The organism is Mycobacterium marseillense (genome assembly GCF_010731675.1).
Taxonomy (GTDB): domain Bacteria; phylum Actinomycetota; class Actinomycetes; order Mycobacteriales; family Mycobacteriaceae; genus Mycobacterium; species Mycobacterium marseillense.
Genome location: NZ_AP022584.1, coordinates 2,208,466 through 2,232,439 on the forward strand (window position 1 = coordinate 2,208,466; position 23,974 = coordinate 2,232,439).

The following is a 23,974-nucleotide window of genomic DNA, read 5'->3' on the forward strand; positions in this document are numbered from 1 at the left end:
CGACCCGCACCGAACGGAGCGCACCATGATCCTCGACCTGCCGATGGCGTACACGACGTCCGGGCGACCCAAAAACCCTTGGGCGGTCGCGGCCTTCGCGCTGAGCCTTATCAGCTGGATCGGCTTTCCCATCCCCGTCCTCAGCATCGGTCTGGCCTGCATCGCGCTGCGGGAGATGGAACAGCGGGGCGAAAGTGGCCGCGCCATGGCGCAATTCGCCCGTGCGTTCGCGATCCTGGTGAGCGTCGCGATCGCGGTGCGCGGCGGGCACACCGATTGGCTGACGCTGGTCAGCTGGTGAGCCGGGCGGCCGGGCGGTCGCGGCGCTCACCGCTGCGTCCCTGGCTGGCGAAAGCTCAGCGCGGCGGCGACCTCGTCGAGCCCGGGCGACGTGCGGCCGGACAGGTCAGCCAGGCTCCACGCGACCCGCAGTGTGCGGTCGAGGCCACGGATGCTGAGCAGACCGCGATCCAGCGCTTTTTGTAGCGGCTCCATCGTCGCGGCGCTGGGGCGGAACTTGCGGCGCAGCAGGGTCCCGCTGACTTCGGCATTGGTGCCAAAGCCGTGCGGCCGCCAGCGCTGCGCGGCGGCCGCACGCGCGGCCGCCACCCGCTGCCGCACCTGTGCCGTGGATTCGCCGTCGCGACCCGAAAACGCCGTCCCCCGTATGGAATCCATCTGCACCCGCAGGTCCACGCGGTCCAGCAGCGGCCCGGACAGCTTGCCCAGGTAGCGGCGTTTGGTCGCCGCCGGGCACATGCAATCCTGCGGATTGGCCGGCGCGCACGGACACAAATTGGCGGCCAGCACCAGCTGGAATCGGGCCGGGTAACACGCCACCCCGTCGCGGCGGGCCAGACGAATTTCGCCGTCCTCCAACGGTGTTCGCAACGCCTCCAGGGCGCTGACCCGGATCTCGGCACACTCGTCGAGGAACAGCACCCCGCGATGGGCCCGGCTGACGGCGCCCGGGCGCGCCATCCCGGAGCCCCCACCGACCAGCGCCGCGACGCTGGAACTGTGATGGGGCGCCACGAACGGCGCCCGGGTGATCAACGGCGTGTCCCCCGACAGCAACCCGGCCACCGAGTGGATCGCGGTGACCTCGAGTGACTCGCTCTCCGAGAGCGGCGGCAGCAGGCCCGGAAGGCGTTGCGCGAGCATCGTTTTGCCCACCCCCGGTGGGCCGGTGAGCATGAGGTGGTGGGCCCCGGCGGCGGCCACCTCCACCGCGAACCGCGCCTGCGTCTGCCCGACCACGTCGACCAGGTCCACCACCGGCTCCTCGGGCGTGCGGTCCGGCTGCATCCTGGTGTCCAGGGCGCCGGTGCCGCCGAGCCATTGCTGCAGTTGCCTCAGGGTTCGCACGCCCCACACCTCGATGCCGTCCACCAGGCTGGCCTCGGCGAGGTTGTCCGCCGGGACCACCACGGCCGGCCATCCGTCGCGTTTGGCGGCGAGCACGGCGGGCAGCACCCCGCGCACCGGCCGGACCCGCCCGTCCAGTGACAGCTCGCCGAGCAGCACCGTCTTTTCCAGCCGGTCCCACGGGTGCCTCCGCTGCGCCGAGAGCACCGCCGCGGCCAGGGCGATGTCGTACACGCTGCCCATCTTCGGCAGGGTCGCCGGCGACAACGCCAGCGTGAGCCGCGCCTGGGGCCAGTCGTTGCCGCAGTTGGCGACCGCGGCCCGGACCCGGTCGCGCGACTCCTGCAGCGCGGCGTCGGGCAGGCCCACCAGGTGCACGCCCGGCAGTCCGGACGTGATGTCGGCTTCGATCTCCACGATCTCCCCGTCCACGCCGCGCACCGCGACGGAGAACGCGCGCCCCAGCGCCATCAGCCGACTCCGCGCAGGTGGGTGATCTCGGGGGTGCGGCGGCGGCCGACGCGCACGCCGATCACGTCGATGCGGATCGCCGCCCACCGCCGATCCTGGCCGGCCAGCCACAGCCCGGCCAGCCGGCGCAGCCGCCGGACCTTGCGCGGGGTGACGGCATGCGCCAGTCCCCCGTAGCCGTCGCCGGTGCGGGTCTTGACCTCGACGAACACCACCGTGCCGGTGCGGTCGCAGGCGATGATGTCGAGTTCGCCGTAGCGACAGCGCCAGTTGCGGTGCAGGATCCGCAATCCCGCGCGGGTCAGATGATCCACGGCGAGCGCCTCACCCATCGCCCCCAGCTGGATCCGCGTCATCGTCGGTTCGGTTGTCATGCGGGCCACCGTGCCCGCCGGCCCCGACGGGTCGGGCCGCCGTCGCGACCCGCGCCCGCCCGCACCGACCGGTTATCCCCAGTGCGGCCTTTATCCACAGCGGGCGGTGCAGCGGGTCGCCGCCCTCGTCGGCTTAGGTGATGCGGTCGGCCCGGGTGTAGATGTTCATCGAGTCCTCCCGCAAGAACGCCACCAGCGTGATGCCGGACTCCTCGGCCAGTGAAACCGCCAGCGACGACGGCGCGGACACGGCCGCCAGCACCGGAATCCCCGCCATGACGGCCTTCTGGGTCAGCTCGAACGATGCCCGCCCGCTGACCAGCAGCACCGAGGCCTGAAGGGGTATCCGCCGCTGCTCCAGCGCCCAACCGATCACCTTGTCGACGGCGTTGTGCCTGCCGACGTCCTCGCGCACCACCAGCATCGTGCCGTCGACCCCGAACAGCGCCGCCGCGTGCAGTCCCCCGGTGCTGTCGAAAACCTTTTGCGCGGACCGGAGTTGGTTGGGCATCGCCTTCAGCGTGCGCGCGGCGACGGTCGCCGGATCGGCGGCCGGGGTGAACCGGCTGATCAGCCTCACCGCGTCCAGGGATGCCTTGCCGCAGACCCCGCACGACGAGGTGGTGTAGAAGTTGCGGGTGACGTCGAGGTCGGGTTTGGCCACCCCCGGCGCCAGCGTCACGTCCAGCACGTTGTAGGTGTTGGCGCCGTCGTCGTCACGCCCGGCGCAATAGCGGATGCTGTGGATGTCGTCGCGGCCGAAGATGACCCCTTCGGTGAGCAGAAACCCTTGGGCGAGTTCGATATCGGCGCCCGGCGTGCGCATCGTCACGGTGACCGCCGCGCCGTCGATCCGGATCTCCAACGGCTCCTCGACGACCAGGGTCTCCGGTCGGGTGATCGCTTTCTCGGCGGTCAGATGCGTGACTCGCCGGCGCGACGTTACGTGCCCCACTACGCGATGTCACCGCCGGCCGCGGGCTCCACCCGGATGACGATGGCCTTCGACACCGGGGTGTTCGACTTGGCCGCGGTGTGATCCAGCGGAACCAGCGAGTTGGTCTCCGGGTAGTAGGCGGCGGCGTTGCCGACCGGGGTCGAATAGGCAACCACCAGAAAGTCTTTGGCGCGCCGCTCCTGAAGCCGGCCCTCGGCGTCCGTCCACTCCGACACCAGGTCGACGCGGCCGCCGCCGGTCAGGCCCAGCGCTTCGATGTCGGCGGGGTTGATGAACACCACGCGCCGCCCGCCCTTGACCCCGCGATAACGGTCGTCGAGCCCGTAGATGGTGGTGTTGTACTGGTCGTGGCTGCGCATCGTCTGCAGCACCAGGCGGCCCTCGGGCACGGGCACCCACTGCAACGGATTGACGGCGAAGTTGGCCCGCCCCGTGCTGGTGTGGAATTCGCGTGTGTCGCGCGGCGGGTGCGGGAGCTGGAATCCGTCGGGCTGGCGCACCTTGCGGTTGTAATCGCCGCAGCCGGGGACCACCGCGGCGATCGCGTCGCGGATGGTGTCGTAGTCGGCGGCGAAGGTTTCCCACGGAACCGGGTGCGCCGCACCGAGCAGCGTGCGGGCCAGCTGGCAGACGATCTCCACCTCGCTGCGCACCTCGTCGCTGGGCGGGTGCAGGCTGCCGCGGGACAGGTGCACCATCGACATCGAATCCTCAACCGAGACAACTTGTTTCCGTCCACCGCGGATGTCGCGGTCGGTGCGGCCGAGGGTGGGCAGGATCAGCGCGGTGTTCCCGTGCACGAGATGGCTGCGGTTGAGTTTGGTCGAGATCTGCACGGTGAGCGCGCAATTGCGCAACGCGGCCTCGGTGACGACGGTGTCGGGGGTGGCCGACGCGAAGTTGCCGCCCATGCCCACGAACACCTTGGCCCGCCCGTCACGCATCGCCCGGATCGCGGCCACGGTGTCATACCCGTGCCGGCGGGGACTGGCGATGCCGAACCGATCGTCCAGGGCCGCCAAGAACTCCTCGGGCATCTGTTCCCAGATGCCCATCGTGCGGTCGCCCTGCACGTTCGAATGTCCGCGCACCGGGCACACCCCGGCGCCCGGCTTGCCGATCATGCCCCGCAGCAACAGCAGATTGGTGATCTCGCCGATGGTGGCCACCGCGTGGGCGTGCTGCGTCAGGCCCATCGCCCAGCACACCACCGTGCGCCGCGACGTCATCAGCATGCCGGCGACGCGGTCGAGCTGCTGACGTTCGATGCCGGTGGCGGCGAACACGTCGTCGAGGTCGATGTCGAGAGTCCGGCGCCGGTATTCGTCGAACCCCGCGCAATGCGCGTCGACGAACGCGGTGTCGATGACGGTCCCCGGGGCGCGGTCGTCGGCCTCGAGCAGCAACCTGCCCAGCCCGGCGAACAGAGCCATGTCGCCACCCAGGCGGATCTGCACGAATTCGTCGGCGATCGGGATGCCGTGCCCCACGACTCCGTGCACCTTCTGCGGGTCCTTGAACCGGATCAGCCCGGCCTCGGGCAGCGGGTTCACCGCAATGATCTTGGCGCCGTTGGCCTTTGCCTTCTCCAGCACCGACAGCATCCGCGGGTGGTTGGTGCCCGGGTTCTGTCCGGCGATGACGATCAGGTCGGCCAGCTCGACGTCCTCCACGGTGACCGAACCCTTGCCGATACCGATCGATTCGGTCAGCGCCGAGCCCGAGGACTCGTGGCACATGTTGGAGCAGTCCGGCAGGTTGTTCGTGCCGAACGAGCGGACCAGCAGCTGGTAGCAGAACGCGGCCTCGTTGCTGGTGCGTCCCGACGTGTAGAACACCGCCTCATCGGGGCTGTCCAGGCTCCCGAGCTGTCCGGCGATCAACCGGTAGGCGCCGTCCCAGTCGATCGGGCGGTAGTGGTCGTCGCCGGGGCGCAACACCATGGGGTGGGTGAGCCTGCCTTGCTGCGACAGCCAATACTCGGGCTTGGCCGACAGTTCGGCGATCGAGTGCCGGGCGAAGAATTCCGGCGTGGCGGTGCGTTTCGTGGCCTCTTCGGCGACGGCCTTGGCGCCGTTCTCGCAGAACTCGGCCAGTTTGCGCCCGCCGTGCTCCTCGGGCCACGCGCATCCGGGGCAGTCGAAGCCGTTGCGCTGGTTGAGCCGGGCCAGCGCCGCCGCGGTGCGCACCGCACCCATCTGCTCGAAGCCGCGCTGCAGCGAGACCAACACCGCCCGAACGCCCGCCGCTTCGCGCTTGCGGGGCGTGACGGTGACCGCGTGTTCGTCGTAATCGACGGCGGCAGGCCCGGACACGGCCGAACGGTGAGACCTCACAGCATCAAATTACCGCGTTGCGGGAGGGCCGCGCGCTCTCCCGGTTTCAGACCGCCTGGGACCGCCGCAGACCGCCTCAGACCGCTGACGCCAGCGCCGCCAGCGCCTGCGCCGAGGAGTGGATGGGTCGCCAGCCCAGCTGGGTCTTGGCCTTGGTGGTGTCCATGACCATCGACGTGCGCGCGGTGTGCAGCCATTCCAGCATCGACGGCACAAGCGGAACGCGCGAAATCGCCGCCGAGGCCGCCGAGGCCGCGACGGCGGGAACCCGGACCGACCGCGCACCCAGCGCGCGGGCCACATCGGCCACCGCCACCACACCGTCGCCGGCGATGTTGTAGACGCCCGGCGGCGCCGGGGCGGTGGCCGCCAGCGCGATCGCGGACGCGACGTCGTCATGGTGGACCAGCTGCAGCGGGACGCCCGGATCGGGAACCACCGGTTTGAGCATCGGAACGGCCTTGATCGCCTTGACAATGGCGCGCATCGGGCCGGGCAGCTGATTCCACGGCATGGCGTCGGCCAGGGCGGTGGCGTTGGGCCCGGCGACGACGCACGGCCGCAGGACGAAGACCTCGAGCGGCGAATCCCTGGTGATGTCGGCGAGCATCGCCTCGCAGGCGGCCTTCTGTGCGGAGTAGTAGTGCTCCGCGGAGCCGCGCGCCGGCACGTCCTCGGTGAGCGGGACCGGGTGATCCGCGTGGTAGCCGTAGGCCGCCACCGACGAGGTGTAGACCAGGCGCCGCGGCCGCTCGGCCGCCACCGTCGCCTCGAAGACGTTGCGGGTGCCTTGCAGATTGACGCGGGCGCTCTCGTCGCGCGAGCCCATGATGATGAACGCGAGGTGGATCACCACGTCGGCCTGGGCGACCACGGCGTCGACCGCCTCGCGGTCCAGAATGTCGCCCCGCTGATAGGTAGTCTTGACCCAGCCGCGCGAGGACGGGTCGAACGGGCGACGCGCCATCCCGATGATGGCGTCGACGGCCGGTTCGCGCTCCAGCGCCGTCACCGCGGACATTCCGATCTCCCCGGTGGGTCCGGTCACCGCGACGGTTACACCCATCTAGACGTCCTTCCCTGCCTCTCCCACCCGAAACTCTGCGCGGAAACGGCACCGCGGTCAAAGGCGCCCGCCGATTCGCTGCAACCGAACCAAACCGCGTGCAAGGGTGGGGGCGGCGACCGATAATCTACGGCGACCAACAGGCCACCCCGCCACCACCGCAGGAACGAGGCAACAGCATGGCGGACGACCCGACAACCCGCGCGGGCGCGCCCCCGACTGGCGGCGATAAGGCCGACCCGGCGACGGTTTTCGCGGCTCTGGCCGAAATCATCTACCGGGGCTCGGACGCCAACGAGATGTACGCGGCCATCTGCGTCGCCGCCACCCTGGCCATCCGCGGCTGCGACCACGCCAGCCTGCTGGTGCGCGAGAACGACCAATACATCACCGTCGGCGCCAGCGACCGGCTGGCGGAGCACGTCGACGAGCTGGAGCGGCGCGCCGGCGACGGCCCGTGCATCGACGCGATCGAGGAGGAGACGCCTCAGATCGACCCGGACCTGACCACGCCGTCGCTGTGGCCCAAGCTGGCGGCGGTCCTGGTCGCGGAGACACCGGTGCGCGGGGCCATGGGATTCCGCCTCCTGGTCGACAAACGCAAGGGCGCCGCGCTCAATCTGTTCAGCGACACCCCCAACGTGTTCGACGCCGAGTCCGCCGGGCGGGCGGCGGTGCTGGCCGCCTTCGCCAGCGTCGCGATCAACGCGGTCGCCAAGGGGGAAGACGCCGCGAGCCTGCGCCGGGGACTGCTCAGCAACCGGGAGATCGGCAAGGCGGTCGGGATGCTGATGCTGCTGCACGAGATGAGCGAGGACGACGCCTTCGACCTGCTGCGCCGCCACTCCCAGACGCTGAACATCAAGCTGGCCGAGGTCGCGCGCGCGGTCATCGACCAGCGCGGCCAGCTGCCCGCCCTCGCGGACAACCAGCTGCCCCCGAACGCCTAGAACGCCGGCTATTCGGGGAGCCGCAGCTCGGGCTTCTCGACCTCTTCGATGTTGACGTCCTTGAAGGTGACCACCCGCACCTGCTTGACGAACCGCGCCGGCCGGTACATGTCCCACACCCAGGCGTCGGACAGCCGCAACTCGAAGTAGACCTCGCCGTCGGCGTTGCGCGGCGTCATCTCCACGCTGTTGGCCAGGTAGAAGCGTCGTTCGGTCTCCACGACATAGCTGAACTGGCCGACGATGTCCTTGTATTCGCGGTAGAGCGAGAGCTCCATCTCGGTTTCGTACTTTTCGAGATCTTCTGCGCTCATCTGCCACTCATCCGCTCAGACGTCCTTCTCCCACATACTGTCCCCGGGACCCTGGCCCCATCTTTCCTCACCGATATCCATCGCGCTGCAGCGGTGGGTCCGGGTCGCAGTCCGCCACCAGCTTGGCACCCGACCCGTTCGCGACGCGCCGCACGTTGATGAACGAATAACGATGCTCCGGGCACGGCCCCAACCGGGTCAGCGCGGTGCTGTGCGCCGGGGTGCTGTAGCCCTTGTGCAGGGCGAAGCCGTAACCGGGGTGGTCGGCCTCCATCGCGACCATCAGCCGGTCCCGGCTGACCTTCGCCAGCACGCTGGCCGCCGCGATGCACGCGGCGACCGCGTCGCCACCGATGACGGGCAGCGACGGGACCGCCAAACCGGGCACCCGGAAACCGTCGCTCAACACATATCCCGGCCGCACGGACAGTCCGGCGACGGCGCGGCGCATCCCCTCGATGTTGGCGACGTGCACGCCGCGCCGGTCCACCTCGGCCGGCGGGATGAACACGACGTGGTAGGCCAGCGCGTAGCGGCGGATCAGGGGGAACAACTTCTCCCGGGAGGCCTCGGTGAGCTTCTTGGAATCATCAAGCGCGGCAAGGCTTTCCATTCGCCCCGGCCCGAGCACACAGGCGGCCACCACCAGCGGGCCCGCGCAGGCGCCGCGACCGACCTCGTCGACGCCGGCCACCGGGCCCAGCCCGCTGCGGTACAGCGCCGACTCCAGGGTGCGCAACCCTGACGACTTCCGGATCACCGTCCGCGGCGGCCACGTCGTGGCCATGACTACCGAGTCTGCTGCGGGTTCACCGACTCCACGCCGCCCCAACGGGACGGCGGCCACACGATGAACCTGGCCTTGCCGATGACGTTGGACACCGGCACGGTCCCCGAGGTGGGATCGCCCGTGCACAGCACACCCTTGAGTGCCTCGGCCGGCACGCTGGTGCAGTGGGCGCGTGAATCCGCCGAGTGCGTCCGGTTGTCGCCCATCACCCACAGCCGTCCGGCGGGAACGGCGACCGGCCCGAACTCGCTGCCCAGGCACGGGTAGACCGACGGGTCGGCCGCCATGGTGTTGCGATCCAGATACGGCTCCTTGAGCGGCTTGCCGTCGACCGTGAGCCCGGTCTCCGCCCGGCACGCCACCGTCTGCCCCCCGACCGCGATCACCCGCTTGACCAGGTCGTTTTCGTCAGGGGGTACGAAGCCGATGAAGGACAGCGCATTCTGCACCCAGCGCAGCACGGTGTTGTTCGACCGGATCGACTTGTAGCCGAGGTTCCACGGCGGCGGGCCCTTGAAGACGATGACGTCGCCCGGGCTCGGTGCGCTGAACCGATAGGTGATCTTGTCCACCATGATCCGGTCGCCGACGCAGCCCGTGCAGCCGTGCAACGTGGGCTCCATGGATTCCGACGGGATCAGGTAGGGCCGCGCCACGAACGTCAACATGACGTAGTAGAGCACGATGGCGATCACCGCCAGGAGGGCGAATTCGCGCAGCGTGGAGTGCTTGGCGCCGTCGCGCTCGGACACCTCTTCCGCGGGGCCCGGTTCGGGAACCGGCCGGTCGGCCGTCTCGGCGTCGTCGGGGCGCGTCTCCAGATTGCGCGTAGAGACCTTCGGATCTGATTCGCCAGCGTGGGACTGGGGGTTAGATGAATCCGCGGTGTCGGTCACGAGATCAGCGTAGCCAGCGCGGGTTGTGGCCCGGCAAGGCGGCGAGTGATCCGCTTCGGAAACCCGTAAGGCGAATCACCAGCGCCGCCAAGGCGTCCCGGGTCAGCGCTTCTCCTTGATCTTGGCCTTCTTGCCCCGCAGCTCCCGCAGGTAGTACAGCTTGGCGCGGCGGACATCGCCACGGGTCACCACCTGGATGTGGTCGATGTTGGGCGAGTGCACCGGGAAGGTGCGCTCGACGCCGACGCCGTAGCTTTCCTTGCGGACGGTGAAGGTCTCGCGGATGCCACCGCCCTGGCGGCGGATCACCACGCCCTTGAACACCTGGATGCGCTCCTTGGCGCCCTCGATGACCTTGACGTGCACGTTGATGGTGTCGCCCGGGCCGAAAACCGGGATGTCGTCGCGCAGCGACGCCTGATCGACGAAGTCCAGCCGGTTCATCTGAGAGACACTTCCTTGAGGTCGCGGCCGACGGCAGCTACCCACACGCAGGTGTGAGGCGGTCGCCGAGCCGATGGGCTTTCTGGCGTATCTCGCAGCGGGCGGGAAAAGGCCCAACCGGCCTGCAACCGCTGGAGACAACTGGTCAATTGTGCCAGACAGTGCGCGTGCCGCGAAAATCACACGAAGTCGGCGGTTCGCGGCGAGCCGAATGCGCTGGTGAATGGTACATATGACTGGGGTCAGAACGCGCTACCCGCACCGTTGCGTGATGGCCGGTGTGGGTGGCTCGAAAAATCTGGCCGTTGCGCTGCGTCCAGATCAAGTCGAAGTCACGCCGGAGGAGTCGAATGCGGGTACGGCCGCTGACGCTGCTCACCGCCACTGCGGCGGTGACGTTGCTGGTCGCCGCCGGTTCCGAGGCGCTGGTCCAGGCCAAGGTCTACAGCCTTCCGGTCAACGCGCCCGTGCGGGTCATCCCCCAGCGGCCCGCACCCGCACCGCCGCAGTCGGCGGCGCTGATGCTCGAGGCCGCCACGCCGCCGCAGGAGCCGCAACCGCCCCGGGCACTGCCGGGCGCGGGGCCCGCCCAGCTGCAGGCGCGCGTTCAACAGGCCACCGACGAGGCCGCCGCCAGCGGCGCCGCGCTGTCGGTGGCCATCCTCGATCGCCGCACCCACCAGCTGGTCTCCAACGGCAACGGCCAGGTCGTGGGCACCGCGTCGGTGGCGAAGCTGTTCATCGCCGACGACCTGTTGCTGCACGAGGCCGAGGGTAAGGCCGCCTTGAGCGCTGAGGACCGCCAGGCGCTCGACATCATGCTGCAGTCCTCCGACGACGGCGCGGCCGAGCGGTTCTGGGGGCAGGGCGGCGGGTCCGCCATCATCTCCGAGGTGGCCGCCCGCTACGGCCTGGCGTCCACCACCCCGCCCAGCGACGGGCGCTGGTGGAACACCATGAGCTCGGTGACCGACCTGATCCGCTACTACGAGATGCTGCTGGACGGCTCGGGGGGCCTGCCCGCCGACCAGGCCAAGATCATCGTGAACGACCTGGCGCAGTCCACTCCCAACGGCCTCGACGGCTACCCCCAGCGATTCGGCATCCCGGACGGTCTCTACGCCGAACCGGTCGCGGTCAAGCAGGGCTGGATGTGCTGCATCGGCAGCGACTGGATGCACCTGTCGACGGGCGTGATCGGGGCCGACCGCCGCTACATCATGGTGGTGCAATCCCTGCAGCCCTCCGACGACGCCACCGCGCGGGACACCATCACCCGGGCGGTCAAGACGATCTTTCCCGAGGGCCGCATCGACGCGGCCGCGAGCGGCCTCTAGTCTCGCGTTCAAGCCGATGGCCCGGCTCCTCCTCGGTCCGCGTCGCGGACCGCATCGTCGCCGAGCTCAAGCAGCTCCGGGCGCCGTTCGCGGGTGCGCTGCAGCGAGATCTCCCGTCGCCACGCGGCAATTCGCGCGTGGTCACCGGAGAGCAGCACCTCGGGAACCTCGAGTCCCCGCCAGTTCGGCGGCCGGGTATAGCTGGGCCCCTCGAGGCGGCGGTCCAGGGCCGGCGAGTGCGAATCATCAAGGCGCGACGCGGGATTGCCGAGGACGCCGTCGAGGAGCCGCAGCACGGCCTCGATCATCACCACCGCGGCCGACTCCCCGCCCGGCAAGACGTAGTCGCCGATGGAGACCTCTTCCACCCGCATCCGCCGCCCGGCGTCCTCGATGACCCGCTGGTCGATGCCCTCGTAGCGGCCGCACGCGAACGTCAGGTGCTTCTCAGCACTCCAGCGCGCGGCCGTGGCCTGAGTGAATAGGGCACCGGCCGGCGTCGGGACGACCAAAAGCGTTTCACCGGAGCAGATCTCGTCGAGCGCGTCGCCCCACACCGGCGCCTTCATCACCATTCCCGGGCCGCCGCCGTACGGCGCATCATCGACCGAGCGATGCACGTCGTGCGTCCACCGGCGCAGATCGTGGACGGTCAGATCGACCAGTCCAGACTGAATCGCCTTGCCGGGCAACGATTGCCGCAGCGGGTCCAGGTAGCCCGGAAAGATCGTGACGACGTCGATCCTCATCCCAACCGCCCCTACAGATCCAGTAGGCCGTCGGGCGGATCGATCTCGATCCTGCCCTCGTCCAGCGACACCGACGTCACGATCGCGCTGACGAACGGCACCAGCACTTCCCCCTGTTCGCCGGCGGCGTCCACGCGCCGCACCGCCAACAACTCCCCCGCGGCGGTATGCAAGACCTCGCCAACCACACCGACGTCCTGGCCCGTGATCGTGCGGACGTGCAGCCCTTCGAGTTCGTGGTCGTAGTAGGTGTCGGCCTCGTCGATCGGCGGCAAGTCGTCGGAATCGACGACGAACAACGTGCCGCGCAGCGCATCGGCCGAGTCACGGTCGGCGACGCCGGCCAGCCGTATCAGCAGCCGCCCGCCGTGTTCGCGCACACTCTCGACGACGAAATCCCGTTCCCCGCCGCCGCGAGACGCCTTACCGCGCAACGTATTACCCGGCGCGAATCGGGCGTCCGGGTCGTCGGTGCGGATTTCGACGACGATTTCGCCACCGATCCCGTGCGCCTTCACGACGCGCCCGACGGTCAACTCCACCGGAGTTCTCTACTGGTCGGTGTCCACCACGTCGACGCGGATACCGCGACCGCCGATGCCGGCGACCAGCGTGCGCAGCGCGGTCGCGGTGCGGCCGCCGCGGCCGATCACCTTGCCCAAGTCGTCGGGATGGACGTGGACCTCGACCGTCCGCCCCCGGCGGCTGGTCACCATGTCCACCCGGACGTCGTCGGGGTTGTCGACAATCCCGCGAACCAGGTGCTCAACAGCGTCAACGACAACCGTACTCATCGCCGCGATCAGCTTTCGGTGGTCGACTCGGCCTGCTCGCCGCCCTCGGCGGGCGCCTCGGCGGGCGTGGTCTCGGCGGTCTCAGCGGCGCCCTCGGACTCGGGCTTGGACTCGGCCTTGGGCTCGCCCTCGGCGGCCTTCGCGGTCTTCTTCGCCGGGGACTTCTTCTTCGGCTTCGCGGCCTCGGTGGTCGGTCCACCCTCGGCCTCGGCCAGCGCGGCGTTGAACAGCTCCAGCTTGCTGGGTTTGGCGGACTTGACCTTCAGCCGGCCCTCGCCGCCGGGCAGCCCCTTGAACTTCTGCCAGTCGCCGGTGATCTTCAGCAGCTTGAGGACGGGCTCGGTGGGCTGGGCACCCACGGACAGCCAGTACTGGGCGCGCTCGGAGTTGATCTCGATGAGGCTCGGGTCTTCCTTCGGGTGATACCGGCCGATGACCTCGATGGAGCGACCGTCGCGCCGGGTCCGTGCGTCGGCGACGGCGATGCGGTACTGGGGGTTGCGGATCTTGCCAAGCCGGGTGAGCTTGATCTTGACAGCCATGGTTAAGCGACTTCTCCTGTGTGTGTCACGCTGCAATTCAGCGATCGGGGCCCGATGCCCGGATCCGGTTTTGCCTCGCGTTTCTGACCGGCCGACGATGCGTGATCGCACGGCGGACAGCCGCCCATTGTGCCAGACCAGGGCCGGCGATCAGAAATTCGCTCACATCACCTTCTGGAAGACCTTGGTCTCCACCCGCCGGGTCATCCGCCAGCCCTCCGAGGTACGCGCGAACTCGTCGTCGTACCAGAGGCCGCAGAACAGCACCTGATCCGCGTCGCCACCGAGCACCATCGGGTTGAAGCAGATCACCCGCGACGACGCCGTGTCCCCGTCGATGCGCACCGAGAAGTTGCCGAGCATGTGCGCGTACACCGGGAAGTTGGGCAGCACCTCGGACAGCCACTTCTTCACCTCGGGATAGTGGCCCTCGATGCCGCCCAAGGCCGTGTAATCGATGTAGGCGTCAGGAACGAACACGCGGTCCAAGTCGTCGAAGCGGCGGTTGTCGATGGCGGTGGAGTAATCCACCAGAAGCTGCTGGATCTCAAGGCGGTCGGATATCTCGGCCAGGCTCAACATGCCTCGGACAGTAGACGAAAATCCGCGCCCAAAAGGGCCGGAAGTTAGACTTTCGGCCCATGCGGAAGCTCTTGGGCACAGCCGCGGTGCTGCTCGCCGTCACTGCCACCGTCGTCACCGCCACCCCGTCACGCGCCGACAGCAGCCAGCCGATCGGCTCGATCCCCATCCCCGACGGCCCGGCGCAGACCTGGATCATCGCCGATCTCGACAGCGGCCAGGTGCTGGCAGGCCGCGACCAGAACGCGGCCCACCCGCCGGCCAGCACCATCAAGACGCTGCTGGCCCAGGTGGTCCTGGATTCGGTGAGCCTGGACTCCACCGTGGTCGCCGACGTCGCCGATACCCAGGTCGAATGCAACTGCGTCGGCATCAAGCCGGGCCGCACCTACACCGCGCGCCAACTCCTCGACGGCCTGCTGCTGGTCTCGGGCAACGACGCCGCCAACACCTTGGCCCACATGCTGGGCGGCCCGGACGTCACGGTCGCCAAAATGAACGCCAAGGCGGCCTCCCTGGGAGCCACCAACACGCATGCGGCCACACCGTCCGGCCTGGACGGCCCCGGCGGCTCGGGCTCGTCGACGGCGCACGACCTGGCCGTCATCTTCCGCGCCGCGATGGCCAACCCGGTGTTCGCGCAGATCACCGCGGAACCATCGGCGATGTTCCCCGGCGACAACGGCGATCACCTCATCACCAACCAGGACGAACTGCTGCAGCGCTACCCCGGCGCGATCGGCGGCAAGACGGGATTCACCAACGCCGCCCGCAAGACCTTCGTCGGCGCCGCCGCGCGCGGGGGGCGCCGGCTGGTGATCGCCATGATGTACGGGCTGGTGAAAGAGGGCGGGCCGTCGTACTGGGATCAGGCGGCGACGCTGTTCGACTGGGGATTCGCGCAAAGCCCGCAGGCCGGCATCGGCTCGCTGTAATCGCCGCTCGCGCAGCTCAATCCCGCAGCGCGGCGGTCAGCAGCGCCGTCAGCACCGGGATCCGCTGGGCCGCGATCTCGGGTTGGGGCAGCACCCCCTCCACCACGGCGGCCCCGTCGAACACGTTGGTCATCAGCGCCACGAACACCGGGAAGGTGTCGGCCGGGAACCGGTCGGCGCCCGGCAGCGACCGCGCGGCGTCGTGGATCTTCGCCGCATAGTGCCCGAGCTCGTGTTGCAAAGTCTCCCTGAGCTTTTCGTCGGTGCGTGCGGCGACCAGAAGTTCGTAGAGCACGGCGTTGGACGGTCCGCTGGTGATGTCGCGCAGGATCGTCAGCGCCGCCTCGAGGGTCGGCTGGTCGGCTGGTATTTCAGTGACCCCCTTGGTGAACGACTCCAGTTGGCGGCGCAGCACCTCGGACGCCGTGGCCGCCATGAAGTCGCCCATGGTGTCGAAGTGACGGAACAACGCCCCGACCGACACCCCGGCCCGTTTGGTGATCACCGCGGCCGACGCCCGGGCGTAGCCGATCTCGATGATGGTGGCGATGCACGCGTCCAGCAGCCGCCCGACGGTTTCCTCGCGGCGCTGTTGCTGGGTTCTGGCCATGTCAGGCGCTTCGGCTCAGGGCGCCCCGGGCACCGCGGGCGCGCTCGCCGGCCCGCAGGTAGCGGCCGGACTTCACGGTTTTCCCGTAGCCGTCGCGGAATTGGCCCTCGCTGAATACGACCGCGCCACCCACGCCGGTGGCGACGACGGCGTTGTCGTTGCGGTTGACCATCCGGCGCAGGCCCCCGTAGAACGGCACCGCTTCCTCGTGGTAGCCGTCGACCGATTCGTCGAGGCCGGCCGGGTCAATCACGACGAAGTCCGCGCGGTCACCCACCCTCAGCGTGCCGGCGTCGATGCCGAACCACTCGGCCAGTTCGCCGGTGAGCCGGTACACCGCCTGCTGGGTCGACAGGAACGGCGCGCCGGCCCGATGGGCGTCCTGGGTGCGCTTGAGCATGCGCAGTGCGAAGTTGTAGAAGGCCATGTTGCGCAAGTGCGCCCCGGCGTCGGAGAAGCCCATGTGGATGCTGGGGTCGACGGCGAGCCTGTTGAGCTGCTTGGGCCGGTGGTTGGCCACGATCGTGGTCCACCGGACGTTGCGCTCGCCGTTTTCGACGAGCACGTCGAGGAACGCATCCAGCGGGTGTAGGCCACGCTCGTCGGCGATCGCACCAAAGCTCTTGCCGACCAACGACGTATCGGGGCATTCCACGATGACCGCGTCGTGGAAGTCGCGGTGCCACAGCGACGGCCCCAGCTTGACGCGGTCGAACTGGCGGCGGAACCGACGGCGATAGGCCTCGTCGGCCAGAAGTTCGTTGCGCTGCAACTGGTCCCGCAGATGCAGCGCAGCGGTGCCCGCGCCGAACTCCTCGAACACCGGCAGATCGATTCCGTCGGAATACAATTCGAACGGCACCGGCAGGTGCTGGAACCGCACGCTGGACCGCAGCAGCGTGTTGAGGATCCGGGTGCCGAGCCCGAAGGTGTGCACGGCGAGCGGCATGGACTTGGCGTCCGCGGAGACCAGCATGCTCATCCGGACTCCCTTGCCGCGCCCGAAGATTCGGCTGCTGGTCAAGAAGAACATCAGTGACAGGATCGGGTTCTCCAGATTCGGTGCGCTCTGCAGGATCCGGCCGCGCTTGCGCAGGACTTTGATCAGCTTGCGCCGTTCCCGCCAGGTCGCGAAGGTGGACGGCAGGGCGCGCGACCGGAAGCGTTCGCCGTCGAGTTTGTCGATGGCCGCGTCCATCCCGGACATGCCGAGTAGCCCGGCGTCGAGGGCCTCGTCGAGCCGCGCCGCCATTTCCTTCAGCTCGTCGTCGGTGGGCCGGACCGTGGGGTCGGTGGCCCGTTCCAGTCCGAGCACCGAGGTACGCAGGTCCGAATGACCAAGCAGCGAACCGACATTGGGGCCAAGCGGCAGAGAGTCGATCGCCTTGACGTAGTCCGCCGCCGTCGACCAGGACCTGCCCGAGTTCAGCGCGCCGAAGACGTACTCGCGCGGCACCGCCTCCACCCGGCTGAACAGATCGGCCGCGTCCTCGGAATCGGCGTAGACCGTCGACAGCGAGCAGTTGCCCAGCAGCACGGTGGTGACGCCGTGGCGCACGGACTCGCGCAGGCCGGGGTCCAGCAGCACCTCGGCGTCGTAGTGGGTGTGCACGTCGAGGAAGCCGGGCACGACCCACTTGCCGGCCGCCTCGATCACCTCGGGGCAGCCGGTGTCATCCAGCGACTCGGCCGAGACGGCGACCACGACGCCGTCTCGGATGCCCAGCGTGCGGGTGAGCGGCGCGGCGCCGGTGCCGTCGAACCACAATCCGTCGCGAATGATCACGTCGTAGGCCATGGATTCCTCCAAGTCATTGGTTGCCCGAAAGCTAACATAGATAGCAAGCACTCGCAATCTTTTCTTGGCGGCGCGTGGCAGAACCCAACCCTGCTGGTGAGTGTGCGCTATCGAACGCGGGTGTGGCGCGCGACGCGCCCGACTAGGCCGGTGAACGGAAGATCTTGCCGCGCAACATGATCAGCTCGGGATTGTTCAGCACGGCGGGCCCCGACCGCGGATCGCGGGCGAAGCACAACAGGTCGGCCGACGCGCCGTGATCGAGCCCGGGCCGGCCGAGCCAGCGGCGCGCGTCCCAGCAGGCCGCCCCCAACGCCTGCGTCGGGCTCATCCCGATGCCCTTGAGCGCTTCGATCTCGTCGGCGATGCGGCCGTGCGGGACCATGGTGCCGGCGTCGCTGCCGGCGTAAATGGGCACGCCCGCTTCCCGCGCCGCGGCAATGCGGGACGGGCCGCTGGCATGCAGGTCGCGCATGTGGGCGGCGTAGGCCGGGTACTTCGCGGCGGCCTCGGCGATGCCGGGGAAATTTTCGGTGATGTTGACCAGCGTGGGGACCAGCACGGTGCCGCGCTCGACCATCAGCTCGATGGTGTCATCGTCCAGGCCGGTGCCGTGCTCGATGCAGTCGATGCCGGCGTTGATCAGGCCGGGGAGCGCGTCCTCGCTGAAGACGTGCGCGGTGACGCGGGCGCCGTGGGCGTGGGCGCTCTCGATCGCCGCCTTGAGCACGTCGTCGGACCACAGCGGCGCGAGGTCACCGACGCTGCGGTCGATCCAGTCGCCGACCAGCTTGATCCAGCCGTCGCCGCGGCGCGCCTCCTCGGCCACCGCGTCCGGCAGTTGCCATTCGTCTTCGAGCTCGCGGGAGAAGCCCGCCGCGTACCGCTTGGGCCTGGCCAGATGCCGGCCGGCGCGGATGATGCGGGGCATGTCGTCGCGGTCGTCGAGGCTGCGCGTGTCGGTGGGCGACCCGCAGTCCCGCAACAACAACGCGCCGACGTCGCGTTCGGTCTCGGCCTGGGCGATCGCCTCGTCGAGCGGGATCTCGCCGTGCTGGCCCAGGCCGACGTGGCAGTGGGCATCGACGAGCCCGGGCACAATCCACCCGCCGTCGAAGACGGTGTCGGCGCCGGCGACCGGTTCGGTGCTGATGCGGCCATCGACGATCCACAGTTGGATCTCGGTCTCGTCGGGCAGCCCCACACCCCGCACGTGCATGCGCACGGCGGTTAGTTTCTTCCGGTCCAAGGGTGACGACCCGCTTCGCCCGGCTCCGCCGCGCGCGCGATCGTCACGATTTCTTACCCTGGTTGCCCGGGAACTTGAGCTTGGACAAATCGAAGTCGGCCAGCCCGGGCGGCAGCTCGTTGAGGCCTTCGGGCATCTGCGACAAGTCGGGGAACCCGGCCGGCATGCCCGGCATCCCGGCGGCCAGGGGGTTGCGGGCCTTCGGTGGTGTCGGGCCACGCCCGCCCTTCTTGCCCTTCTTACCTTTCCCGCCCTTGGCCTTACGGGTCGCCGACTTGCGGCCCATCCCCGGGATGCCCATGCCGCCGAGCATGGACGACATCATCTTGCGGGCCTCGAAGAAGCGGTCGACGAGCTGGTTGACCTCCGAGACCGTGACGCCCGAACCGTTGGCGATGCGCAGTCGCCGCGACGCGTTGATGATCTTCGGGTCGGCGCGCTCGGCGGGGGTCATGCCGCGGATGATGGCCTGCAGGCGGTCGAGTTGCTTGTCGTCGACCTGGGCCAGCGCGTCCTTCATCTGCCCGGCCCCGGGCAGCATGCCCAGCAGGTTGCCGATCGGACCCATCTTGCGGATGGCGAGCATCTGCTCCAGGAAGTCCTCGAGCGTCAGCTCGCCGCTGCCGATCTTGACCGCGGCGGCCTCGGCCTGTTCGGCGTCGAAGACCTGCTCGGCCTGCTCGATCAAACTCAGCACGTCGCCCATGCCCAGGATGCGGCTGGACATCCGGTCGGGGTGGAAGACGTCGAAGTCCTCCAGCTTCTCGCCGGTGGAGGCGAAAAGGATTGGGACACCGGTCACCTCGCGGACCGAGAGCGCCGCGCCACCGCGGGCGTCCCCGTCGAGCTTGGTGAGGACCACCCCGGTGAAGCCGACGCCCTCGCGGAACGCCTCGGCGGTGGTGACGGCGTCCTGACCGATCATCGCGTCCAGGACGAACAGGACCTCGTCGGGGTTGACGGCGTCGCGGATGGCCGCGGCCTGCGCCATCAGCTCGTCGTCGATGCCCAGCCGGCCGGCGGTATCGACGATGACGACGTCGTGATGCTTGGCGTTGGCCTCGGCGATGCCCGCCGCGGCGACCGCGACCGGGTCGCCCGGTCCGGACTCCGGGGACTCGCCGGGGTGCGGCGCGAACACCGGCACGCCGGCCCGCTCGCCGACGACCTGCAGCTGGTTGACCGCGGCGGGGCGCTGCAAGTCGCACGCCACCAGCAGCGGGGTGTGGCCCTGCCCGCGCAGCCAGGCGGCCAGCTTGCCGGCCAGCGACGTCTTACCGGAACCCTGCAGGCCCGCGAGCATCACCACGGTCGGCGGCGTCTTCGCGAACGCGAGCTGGCGGGTCTGTCCGCCCAGGATGCCGATGAGCTCTTCGTTGACGATCTTGACGACCTGCTGTGCCGGGTTGAGGGCACCGGAGACCTCGGCGCCCTTGGCGCGGTCCTTGATCCGGGTGACGAAGGCGCGCGCCACGGGCAACGACACGTCGGCTTCCAGCAGCGCCAGCCGGATTTCGCGGGTGGTGGCCTCGATATCGGCGTCGGTCAGTCGACCCTTGCCGCGGAGCCCGGCAAGGGCGCCGGTCAATCGGTCGGACAGCGATTCAAACACCCCGCCAGCCTAGTGGCACCGCAAGCGCGACCCACGCCGCCGGGCGCAGCTTGCCGCGCGGACGACGAGTGTGCGGCCCGCCGCCCATTCGGCCGCGAGTGCGCGCCCGGGCGCACACTCGGCCGTCCCGGTCGGCACGAATCCGCCCCGGACACTCGTCGGCGTGGCTTATGTTCGGCAGGGGCTAGCGAAGGGATGACCTGATGCTCGAGCTGATCGACAAAGGGTCCTGCACTGCCGAGCACCCGGTGCCCCTGCTCTTCGTCCACGGCGGGTGGCACGGCGCGTGGTGCTGGGAACACTTCCAGGACTTCTTCGCCGACGCCGGCTACCGCACGGTCGCGGTGAGCCTGCGCGGGCACGGCACCAGCCCCACGGCGAAGCCGCTGCGGAAGGTGTCCATCGCCGACTACATCGAGGACGTCCGTTCGGTGGCCGACGACCTCGGTGGCGCGCCGATCCTGATCGGGCACTCCCTGGGTGGCTTCGTGATCCAGCGCTACCTCGAAGAGCGCGGCGCCCCGGCGGCGGTGCTGGTGGGCTCGGTGCCGCCGCAGGGCGTGCTCCGGTTGGCGTTGCGCGTCTGGCGCCGCCGCCCGTCGATGACCATGGAAGCCTGGAACGATCCCACGCTGCTGAAATTCTTGGCCACCCCGGCGCTGGCCCGCGAGTACCTCTTTTGCCCCGACACGCCCGAGGACGTCGTCGAAGCCTGCCGGCAACAGGCCGGGGCCGAGAGCGTGCGCGCCGCGATGACCGATCCGATGATCCGCCGCGTCCGGACCCGGCGGGTGACGACGCCGATCCTGGTCCTGGGCGCCGAGCACGACGGCTTCGTCAGCCCCGCCGATGTGCGCGCCACCGCGCGCGCCTACCGCACCGAACCGGAATTCTTTTCCATGGGCCACAACATGATGCTCGAACCGGGCTGGGCCGAGGTCGCCGCACGCATCCGCGACTGGCTGCAGGCCCACGAAGCGGTGACCCACGCGCGATAGCGGGTCGAGTCGCTCCAACACCGAAAAGCGTTGGCGTGCTAGATTTCACAGCCGCCACTCAACCGAGCTGGCCGTGTCGAACAGCAACGATTGGGGGGCCTGTGTCGATGCCGGCCAGCAGCATCCAAGCGCGGACCGACACCGACCACAGCGACCACAGCGGAAGCGCGGTGCTGCGCGGCTGGCAGCGCAGGGCGCTCGTCAAATATCTCGCCGGCCAGCCGCGCGACTTCCTGGCGGTGGCCACCCCCGGATCCGGCAAGACGACGTTCGCGCTGCGGGTGGCGGCCGAACTGCTCGGCCAGCGCGCCGTCGAGCAGGTCACCGTCGTGGTGCCCACCGAGCACCTCAAGGTGCAGTGGGCGCAGGCCGCGGCGCGGCACGGCATCGCGCTGGACCCGAAATTCTCCAACAGCAACCCGCGGATCGCGCCGGAATTTCACGGCGTCATGGTCACCTACGCGCAGGTGGCCGCGCATCCCACGCTGCACCGGGTCCGCACCGAACAACGCAAGACGCTGGTCGTCTTCGACGAGATCCATCACGGCGGGGACGCCAAGACCTGGGGCGACGCCATCCGCGAGGCCTTCGACGACGCCACCCGCCGGCTGGCGCTGACGGGAACGCCCTTCCGCAGCGACGACAGCCCCATCCCGTTCGTGACCTACGAGGCCGGCCCGGACGGGATACGGCGCTCGCAGGCCGATCACACCTACGGCTACACCGACGCCCTGGCCGACGGCGTGGTCCGGCCCGTGGTGTTCCTCGCCTACTCCGGGGAGGCGCGGTGGCGCGACAGCGCCGGTGAGGAGCACGCCGCCCGACTGGGCGAGCCGCTGTCCGCCGAGCAGACCGCGCGCGCGTGGCGCACCGCGCTGGACCCGGCCGGCGAGTGGATGCCCGCGGTGATCACCGCCGCGGACCTGCGGCTGCGCCAGCTGCGCACGCACGTGCCGGACGCCGGCGGCATGATCATTGCGTCGGACCAGACCGCGGCCCGCGCCTATGCCACCCTGCTGAAGAAACTGACCGGCGAAGCGCCGACGCTGGTGCTCTCCGACGATCCCGGCTCGTCGGCGCGCATCAGCGAATTCGCCGCGAGCACCACCCGCTGGCTCGTCGCGGTGCGCATGGTCTCCGAGGGCGTCGACGTGCCGCGGCTGTCGGTCGGGATCTACGCCACCAGCGCCGCGACGCCGCTGTTCTTCGCTCAGGCCATCGGCCGGTTCGTGCGGTCGCGGCGCCAGGGCGAAATCGCCAGCATCTTCGTGCCGTCGGTGCCCAACCTGCTGCAGCTCGCCAGCGAGCTGGAGGCCCAGCGCAACCACGTGCTCGGCGAGCCGCACCGGGAATCCGAGGGCGACCCCCTCGACGGCGATCCCGCGACCAAGACGCAGGACGAGAAGACCGACCTCGACAAGGGATTCACCTCGCTGGGCGCCGACGCGGAACTCGATCAGCTCATCTTCGACGGATCCTCGTTCGGCACCGCCGCTGCGGCCGGCAGCGACGAGGAGGCGGACTACCTCGGCATCCCCGGCCTACTCGACGCCGAGCAGATGCGTGCGCTGCTGCACCAGCGTCAGGACGAACAGCTGCAGAAGCGGGCCCGGCTGCACCAGGAGGCCGGATCGCCGGGTGCCGTCGAACCCCCGTCGGCCACCGTGCACGGCCAGCTTCGGGAGTTGCGCCGCGAGCTCAACGCGCTGGTCTCGATCGCCCATCACCGCACCGGCAAGCCGCACGGCTGGATTCACAACGAACTGCGGCGCCGTTGCGGCGGTCCCCCAATCGCCGCGGCGAGCCGCGAACAGCTGCGGGCGCGCATCGACGCCGTGCGCCGGCTCAACGCCGAGCAGTCCTGAGCCAGGGCCCCGCTTGTGCATGTGCCGAATAGGGGCCAGAGTGGATTTATGACCGAACAGAATGTGATCGAGCAGTGGCTCGAGGGCTGTGCGGTGCAGCGGATCATGTTCCACGACGGGCTGGTGCTGAATTTCGAGGACTACAACGAGCTGGTGATTACGGCACCGATGCGTCTGACGCTGCCCGCCATCGAAAGCTCGCCCGCCGAAGTAATCGCTATCGACCCGACCGACCCGGCGGACCAACTGCGCCCGCTCTTCGATTTCGCCGGGTCGACCTGCACGGGTGCGGTCTGGGACGACACCGGGAATCTCCGCCTCGAATTCTCCGACGATCACACGATCGAGGTGCCGTCGAACGACAAGGTCACCGCGTGGGAGCTCTACAGCAAATACCACGGGTACGCCGCCTGCCTCACGCACGGCAAGGTGCGAGTCGTTCGCCTTGATACGGCCGAAGCCGACGGCGACAGGTGAGTTAGCGCGCGCTGGGCTACCCACCGACGAAACCGGCTGCAGCGCAGTGCTTCCGAATCGTTGGTCGATACCATGGATTTCATGCGCCGCGTCGATTACGTCATCCAATATGTCGAGTCGCTCGAGAGCTCGGTGGCGTTCTACCGCGACGTGATCGGGCTCAAGGTGCGGATCGAAGGCGACGGCTACGTCGAGTTCGAAATGGCCAATACCAAGTTCTCGCTGTTCGAACGGTCCAAGCTTCCCGAGCTCATCGGCCGCGAAGGCGGCCGCCCGCCGTGCGGCGAGATCGGCTTCGTGATCGACGACGTCGATAAGGAAGCGAAGCGGTTGCGCGACCTCGGCGTCGAGATCCTCACCGGACCGATTGACCGGCCGTGGCACGAACGGACGCTCCACATCGCCGACCCAGACGGCAACATCATCGAATTCGCCCAGAAGTTGCGGTGATCACCCGGC

At 69.3% G+C, this 23,974-nt stretch carries 26 protein-coding genes; 8 read left to right on the top strand and 18 right to left on the bottom strand.

Annotation, left to right across the window (positions count from 1 at the left end; translation table 11 throughout):
* Positions 1–25: 25 nt before the first annotated feature.
* Complete coding sequence (locus G6N26_RS09850; protein ID WP_083018147.1) at positions 26–301, top strand: DUF4190 domain-containing protein; 276 nt, start codon at positions 26–28, stop codon at positions 299–301.
* Between the two features lie 26 nt (positions 302–327).
* Here the strand turns inward: G6N26_RS09850 and G6N26_RS09855 are convergent, their stop codons facing one another.
* The 5 genes from G6N26_RS09855 to G6N26_RS09875 form a co-directional block, all read right to left on the bottom strand.
* Entirely contained in the window at positions 328–1,839 is a 1,512-nt protein-coding gene (locus G6N26_RS09855; protein WP_083018149.1) for a YifB family Mg chelatase-like AAA ATPase, read from the bottom strand.
* On the bottom strand, positions 1,839–2,213 hold the full coding sequence (locus G6N26_RS09860; protein WP_083018151.1) for a YraN family protein: 375 nt from the start codon (positions 2,211–2,213) through the stop codon (positions 1,839–1,841). Before G6N26_RS09860 ends, G6N26_RS09855 begins: the two co-directional genes overlap by 1 nt.
* Positions 2,214–2,346: 133 nt before the next feature.
* The gene (fdhD, locus tag G6N26_RS09865) at positions 2,347–3,168 is read right to left on the bottom strand and encodes a formate dehydrogenase accessory sulfurtransferase FdhD (RefSeq protein ID WP_067168815.1); all 822 of its coding nucleotides are present in this window, start codon (positions 3,166–3,168) and stop codon (positions 2,347–2,349) included.
* Positions 3,168–5,507: an FdhF/YdeP family oxidoreductase gene (locus G6N26_RS09870; RefSeq protein WP_179960312.1), complete on the bottom strand. Its 2,340-nt coding sequence runs from the start codon at positions 5,505–5,507 to the stop codon at positions 3,168–3,170. Before G6N26_RS09870 ends, fdhD begins: the two co-directional genes overlap by 1 nt.
* Before the next feature lie 76 nt (positions 5,508–5,583).
* Positions 5,584–6,573: an NAD-dependent epimerase/dehydratase family protein gene (locus G6N26_RS09875; protein WP_083018154.1), complete on the bottom strand. Its 990-nt coding sequence runs from the start codon at positions 6,571–6,573 to the stop codon at positions 5,584–5,586.
* A 179-nt stretch (positions 6,574–6,752) separates the two neighbouring features.
* Between G6N26_RS09875 and G6N26_RS09880 the strand changes: the two genes are divergently transcribed.
* On the top strand, positions 6,753–7,523 hold the full coding sequence (locus tag G6N26_RS09880; protein ID WP_067168820.1) for a GAF and ANTAR domain-containing protein: 771 nt from the start codon (positions 6,753–6,755) through the stop codon (positions 7,521–7,523).
* Positions 7,524–7,531: 8 nt separating this feature from the next.
* On the opposite strand, the gene G6N26_RS09885 is transcribed toward G6N26_RS09880, so the two are convergent.
* From G6N26_RS09885 to rplS, 4 genes are all read right to left on the bottom strand, one after another.
* Complete coding sequence (locus G6N26_RS09885) at positions 7,532–7,837, bottom strand: DUF2469 domain-containing protein (RefSeq protein ID WP_003875077.1); 306 nt, start codon at positions 7,835–7,837, stop codon at positions 7,532–7,534.
* Positions 7,838–7,904: 67 nt separating this feature from the next.
* Positions 7,905–8,624: a ribonuclease HII gene (locus G6N26_RS09890; protein ID WP_083018156.1), complete on the bottom strand. Its 720-nt coding sequence runs from the start codon at positions 8,622–8,624 to the stop codon at positions 7,905–7,907.
* Positions 8,625–8,626: 2 nt separating this feature from the next.
* Entirely contained in the window at positions 8,627–9,523 is an 897-nt protein-coding gene (gene lepB / locus G6N26_RS09895; protein ID WP_083018158.1) for a signal peptidase I, read from the bottom strand.
* 102 nt (positions 9,524–9,625) lie between these two features.
* Positions 9,626–9,967 carry a 50S ribosomal protein L19 gene (gene rplS / locus G6N26_RS09900; RefSeq protein ID WP_064877853.1) on the bottom strand — a complete coding sequence of 114 codons (342 nt, stop codon included), beginning with the start codon at positions 9,965–9,967 and terminating at the stop codon, positions 9,626–9,628.
* Between the two features lie 350 nt (positions 9,968–10,317).
* On the opposite strand from rplS, the gene G6N26_RS09905 reads away from it, so the two are divergent.
* Entirely contained in the window at positions 10,318–11,304 is a 987-nt protein-coding gene (locus G6N26_RS09905) for a serine hydrolase (protein ID WP_067168827.1), read from the top strand.
* Between the two features lie 8 nt (positions 11,305–11,312).
* Here G6N26_RS09905 and trmD read toward each other — a convergent pair whose 3' ends face one another.
* The 5 genes from trmD to G6N26_RS09930 all read right to left on the bottom strand — a co-directional run bounded on the left by trmD (position 11,313) and on the right by G6N26_RS09930 (position 13,971).
* Entirely contained in the window at positions 11,313–12,053 is a 741-nt protein-coding gene (trmD, locus tag G6N26_RS09910; RefSeq protein WP_083018160.1) for a tRNA (guanosine(37)-N1)-methyltransferase TrmD, read from the bottom strand.
* An 11-nt stretch (positions 12,054–12,064) separates the two neighbouring features.
* Positions 12,065–12,595: a ribosome maturation factor RimM gene (gene rimM, locus G6N26_RS09915; RefSeq protein WP_083018162.1), complete on the bottom strand. Its 531-nt coding sequence runs from the start codon at positions 12,593–12,595 to the stop codon at positions 12,065–12,067.
* Between the two features lie 9 nt (positions 12,596–12,604).
* Positions 12,605–12,847, bottom strand: coding sequence for an RNA-binding protein (locus tag G6N26_RS09920; RefSeq protein WP_003878715.1), 243 nt, complete (start codon positions 12,845–12,847; stop codon positions 12,605–12,607).
* Between the two features lie 8 nt (positions 12,848–12,855).
* A complete protein-coding gene (gene rpsP / locus G6N26_RS09925) occupies positions 12,856–13,389 on the bottom strand; it encodes a 30S ribosomal protein S16 (RefSeq protein WP_083018164.1) in 534 nt (177 codons plus the stop codon).
* A gap of 162 nt (positions 13,390–13,551) precedes the next feature.
* Complete coding sequence (locus G6N26_RS09930; RefSeq protein WP_067168835.1) at positions 13,552–13,971, bottom strand: nuclear transport factor 2 family protein; 420 nt, start codon at positions 13,969–13,971, stop codon at positions 13,552–13,554.
* Between the two features lie 59 nt (positions 13,972–14,030).
* On the opposite strand from G6N26_RS09930, the gene G6N26_RS09935 reads away from it, so the two are divergent.
* Positions 14,031–14,906, top strand: a complete 876-nt coding sequence (locus tag G6N26_RS09935) for a D-alanyl-D-alanine carboxypeptidase family protein (RefSeq protein WP_083018166.1) — start codon at positions 14,031–14,033, stop codon at positions 14,904–14,906.
* A 16-nt stretch (positions 14,907–14,922) separates the two neighbouring features.
* Here the strand turns inward: G6N26_RS09935 and G6N26_RS09940 are convergent, their stop codons facing one another.
* The 4 genes from G6N26_RS09940 to ffh all read right to left on the bottom strand — a co-directional run bounded on the left by G6N26_RS09940 (position 14,923) and on the right by ffh (position 20,175).
* The gene (locus G6N26_RS09940; RefSeq protein ID WP_083018168.1) at positions 14,923–15,516 is read right to left on the bottom strand and encodes a TetR/AcrR family transcriptional regulator; all 594 of its coding nucleotides are present in this window, start codon (positions 15,514–15,516) and stop codon (positions 14,923–14,925) included.
* Position 15,517: 1 nt separating this feature from the next.
* On the bottom strand, positions 15,518–17,314 hold the full coding sequence (locus G6N26_RS09945; RefSeq protein WP_083018170.1) for an N-acyl-D-amino-acid deacylase family protein: 1,797 nt from the start codon (positions 17,312–17,314) through the stop codon (positions 15,518–15,520).
* 142 nt (positions 17,315–17,456) lie between these two features.
* On the bottom strand, positions 17,457–18,533 hold the full coding sequence (locus G6N26_RS09950) for a metal-dependent hydrolase family protein (RefSeq protein ID WP_139799140.1): 1,077 nt from the start codon (positions 18,531–18,533) through the stop codon (positions 17,457–17,459).
* Positions 18,534–18,606: 73 nt separating this feature from the next.
* Positions 18,607–20,175 (bottom strand): signal recognition particle protein, encoded by a 1,569-nt coding sequence (gene ffh, locus G6N26_RS09955; protein WP_083018174.1) that lies wholly within the window; start codon positions 20,173–20,175, stop codon positions 18,607–18,609.
* A 203-nt stretch (positions 20,176–20,378) separates the two neighbouring features.
* Between ffh and G6N26_RS09960 the strand changes: the two genes are divergently transcribed.
* The 4 genes from G6N26_RS09960 to G6N26_RS09975 all read left to right on the top strand — a co-directional run bounded on the left by G6N26_RS09960 (position 20,379) and on the right by G6N26_RS09975 (position 23,965).
* The gene (locus G6N26_RS09960; RefSeq protein WP_067168847.1) at positions 20,379–21,173 is read left to right on the top strand and encodes an alpha/beta hydrolase; all 795 of its coding nucleotides are present in this window, start codon (positions 20,379–20,381) and stop codon (positions 21,171–21,173) included.
* A 101-nt stretch (positions 21,174–21,274) separates the two neighbouring features.
* On the top strand, positions 21,275–23,038 hold the full coding sequence (locus tag G6N26_RS09965; protein WP_083018176.1) for a DEAD/DEAH box helicase: 1,764 nt from the start codon (positions 21,275–21,277) through the stop codon (positions 23,036–23,038).
* Positions 23,039–23,086: 48 nt separating this feature from the next.
* Positions 23,087–23,515, top strand: a complete 429-nt coding sequence (locus tag G6N26_RS09970; RefSeq protein WP_067168851.1) for a DUF6188 family protein — start codon at positions 23,087–23,089, stop codon at positions 23,513–23,515.
* A gap of 81 nt (positions 23,516–23,596) precedes the next feature.
* On the top strand, positions 23,597–23,965 hold the full coding sequence (locus G6N26_RS09975) for a VOC family protein (RefSeq protein WP_083018193.1): 369 nt from the start codon (positions 23,597–23,599) through the stop codon (positions 23,963–23,965).
* Positions 23,966–23,974: the final 9 nt, after the last annotated feature.

Bases quoted from the DNA above. Each gene is read 5' to 3' on its own strand.
- G6N26_RS09970 (WP_067168851.1), top strand. From the start codon at position 23,087: ATGACCGAACAGAATGTGATCGAGCAGTGGCTCGAGGGCTGTGCGGTG.
- G6N26_RS09940 (WP_083018168.1), bottom strand. From the start codon at position 15,516: ATGGCCAGAACCCAGCAACAGCGCCGCGAGGAAACCGTCGGGCGGCTG.
- G6N26_RS09950 (WP_139799140.1), bottom strand. From the start codon at position 18,533: ATGCACGTGCGGGGTGTGGGGCTGCCCGACGAGACCGAGATCCAACTG.
- G6N26_RS09975 (WP_083018193.1), top strand. From the start codon at position 23,597: ATGCGCCGCGTCGATTACGTCATCCAATATGTCGAGTCGCTCGAGAGC.
- G6N26_RS09920 (WP_003878715.1), bottom strand. From the start codon at position 12,847: ATGAGTACGGTTGTCGTTGACGCTGTTGAGCACCTGGTTCGCGGGATT.
- trmD (WP_083018160.1), bottom strand. From the start codon at position 12,053: ATGAGGATCGACGTCGTCACGATCTTTCCGGGCTACCTGGACCCGCTG.
- G6N26_RS09850 (WP_083018147.1), top strand. From the start codon at position 26: ATGATCCTCGACCTGCCGATGGCGTACACGACGTCCGGGCGACCCAAA.
- G6N26_RS09855 (WP_083018149.1), bottom strand. From the start codon at position 1,839: ATGGCGCTGGGGCGCGCGTTCTCCGTCGCGGTGCGCGGCGTGGACGGG.
- G6N26_RS09930 (WP_067168835.1), bottom strand. From the start codon at position 13,971: ATGTTGAGCCTGGCCGAGATATCCGACCGCCTTGAGATCCAGCAGCTT.
- rpsP (WP_083018164.1), bottom strand. From the start codon at position 13,389: ATGGCTGTCAAGATCAAGCTCACCCGGCTTGGCAAGATCCGCAACCCC.
- G6N26_RS09885 (WP_003875077.1), bottom strand. From the start codon at position 7,837: ATGAGCGCAGAAGATCTCGAAAAGTACGAAACCGAGATGGAGCTCTCG.
- G6N26_RS09935 (WP_083018166.1), top strand. From the start codon at position 14,031: ATGCGGAAGCTCTTGGGCACAGCCGCGGTGCTGCTCGCCGTCACTGCC.
- G6N26_RS09890 (WP_083018156.1), bottom strand. From the start codon at position 8,624: ATGGCCACGACGTGGCCGCCGCGGACGGTGATCCGGAAGTCGTCAGGG.
- G6N26_RS09960 (WP_067168847.1), top strand. From the start codon at position 20,379: ATGCTCGAGCTGATCGACAAAGGGTCCTGCACTGCCGAGCACCCGGTG.
- rplS (WP_064877853.1), bottom strand. From the start codon at position 9,967: ATGAACCGGCTGGACTTCGTCGATCAGGCGTCGCTGCGCGACGACATC.
- G6N26_RS09880 (WP_067168820.1), top strand. From the start codon at position 6,753: ATGGCGGACGACCCGACAACCCGCGCGGGCGCGCCCCCGACTGGCGGC.
- G6N26_RS09875 (WP_083018154.1), bottom strand. From the start codon at position 6,573: ATGGGTGTAACCGTCGCGGTGACCGGACCCACCGGGGAGATCGGAATG.
- G6N26_RS09945 (WP_083018170.1), bottom strand. From the start codon at position 17,314: ATGGCCTACGACGTGATCATTCGCGACGGATTGTGGTTCGACGGCACC.
- G6N26_RS09860 (WP_083018151.1), bottom strand. From the start codon at position 2,213: ATGACAACCGAACCGACGATGACGCGGATCCAGCTGGGGGCGATGGGT.
- G6N26_RS09905 (WP_067168827.1), top strand. From the start codon at position 10,318: ATGCGGGTACGGCCGCTGACGCTGCTCACCGCCACTGCGGCGGTGACG.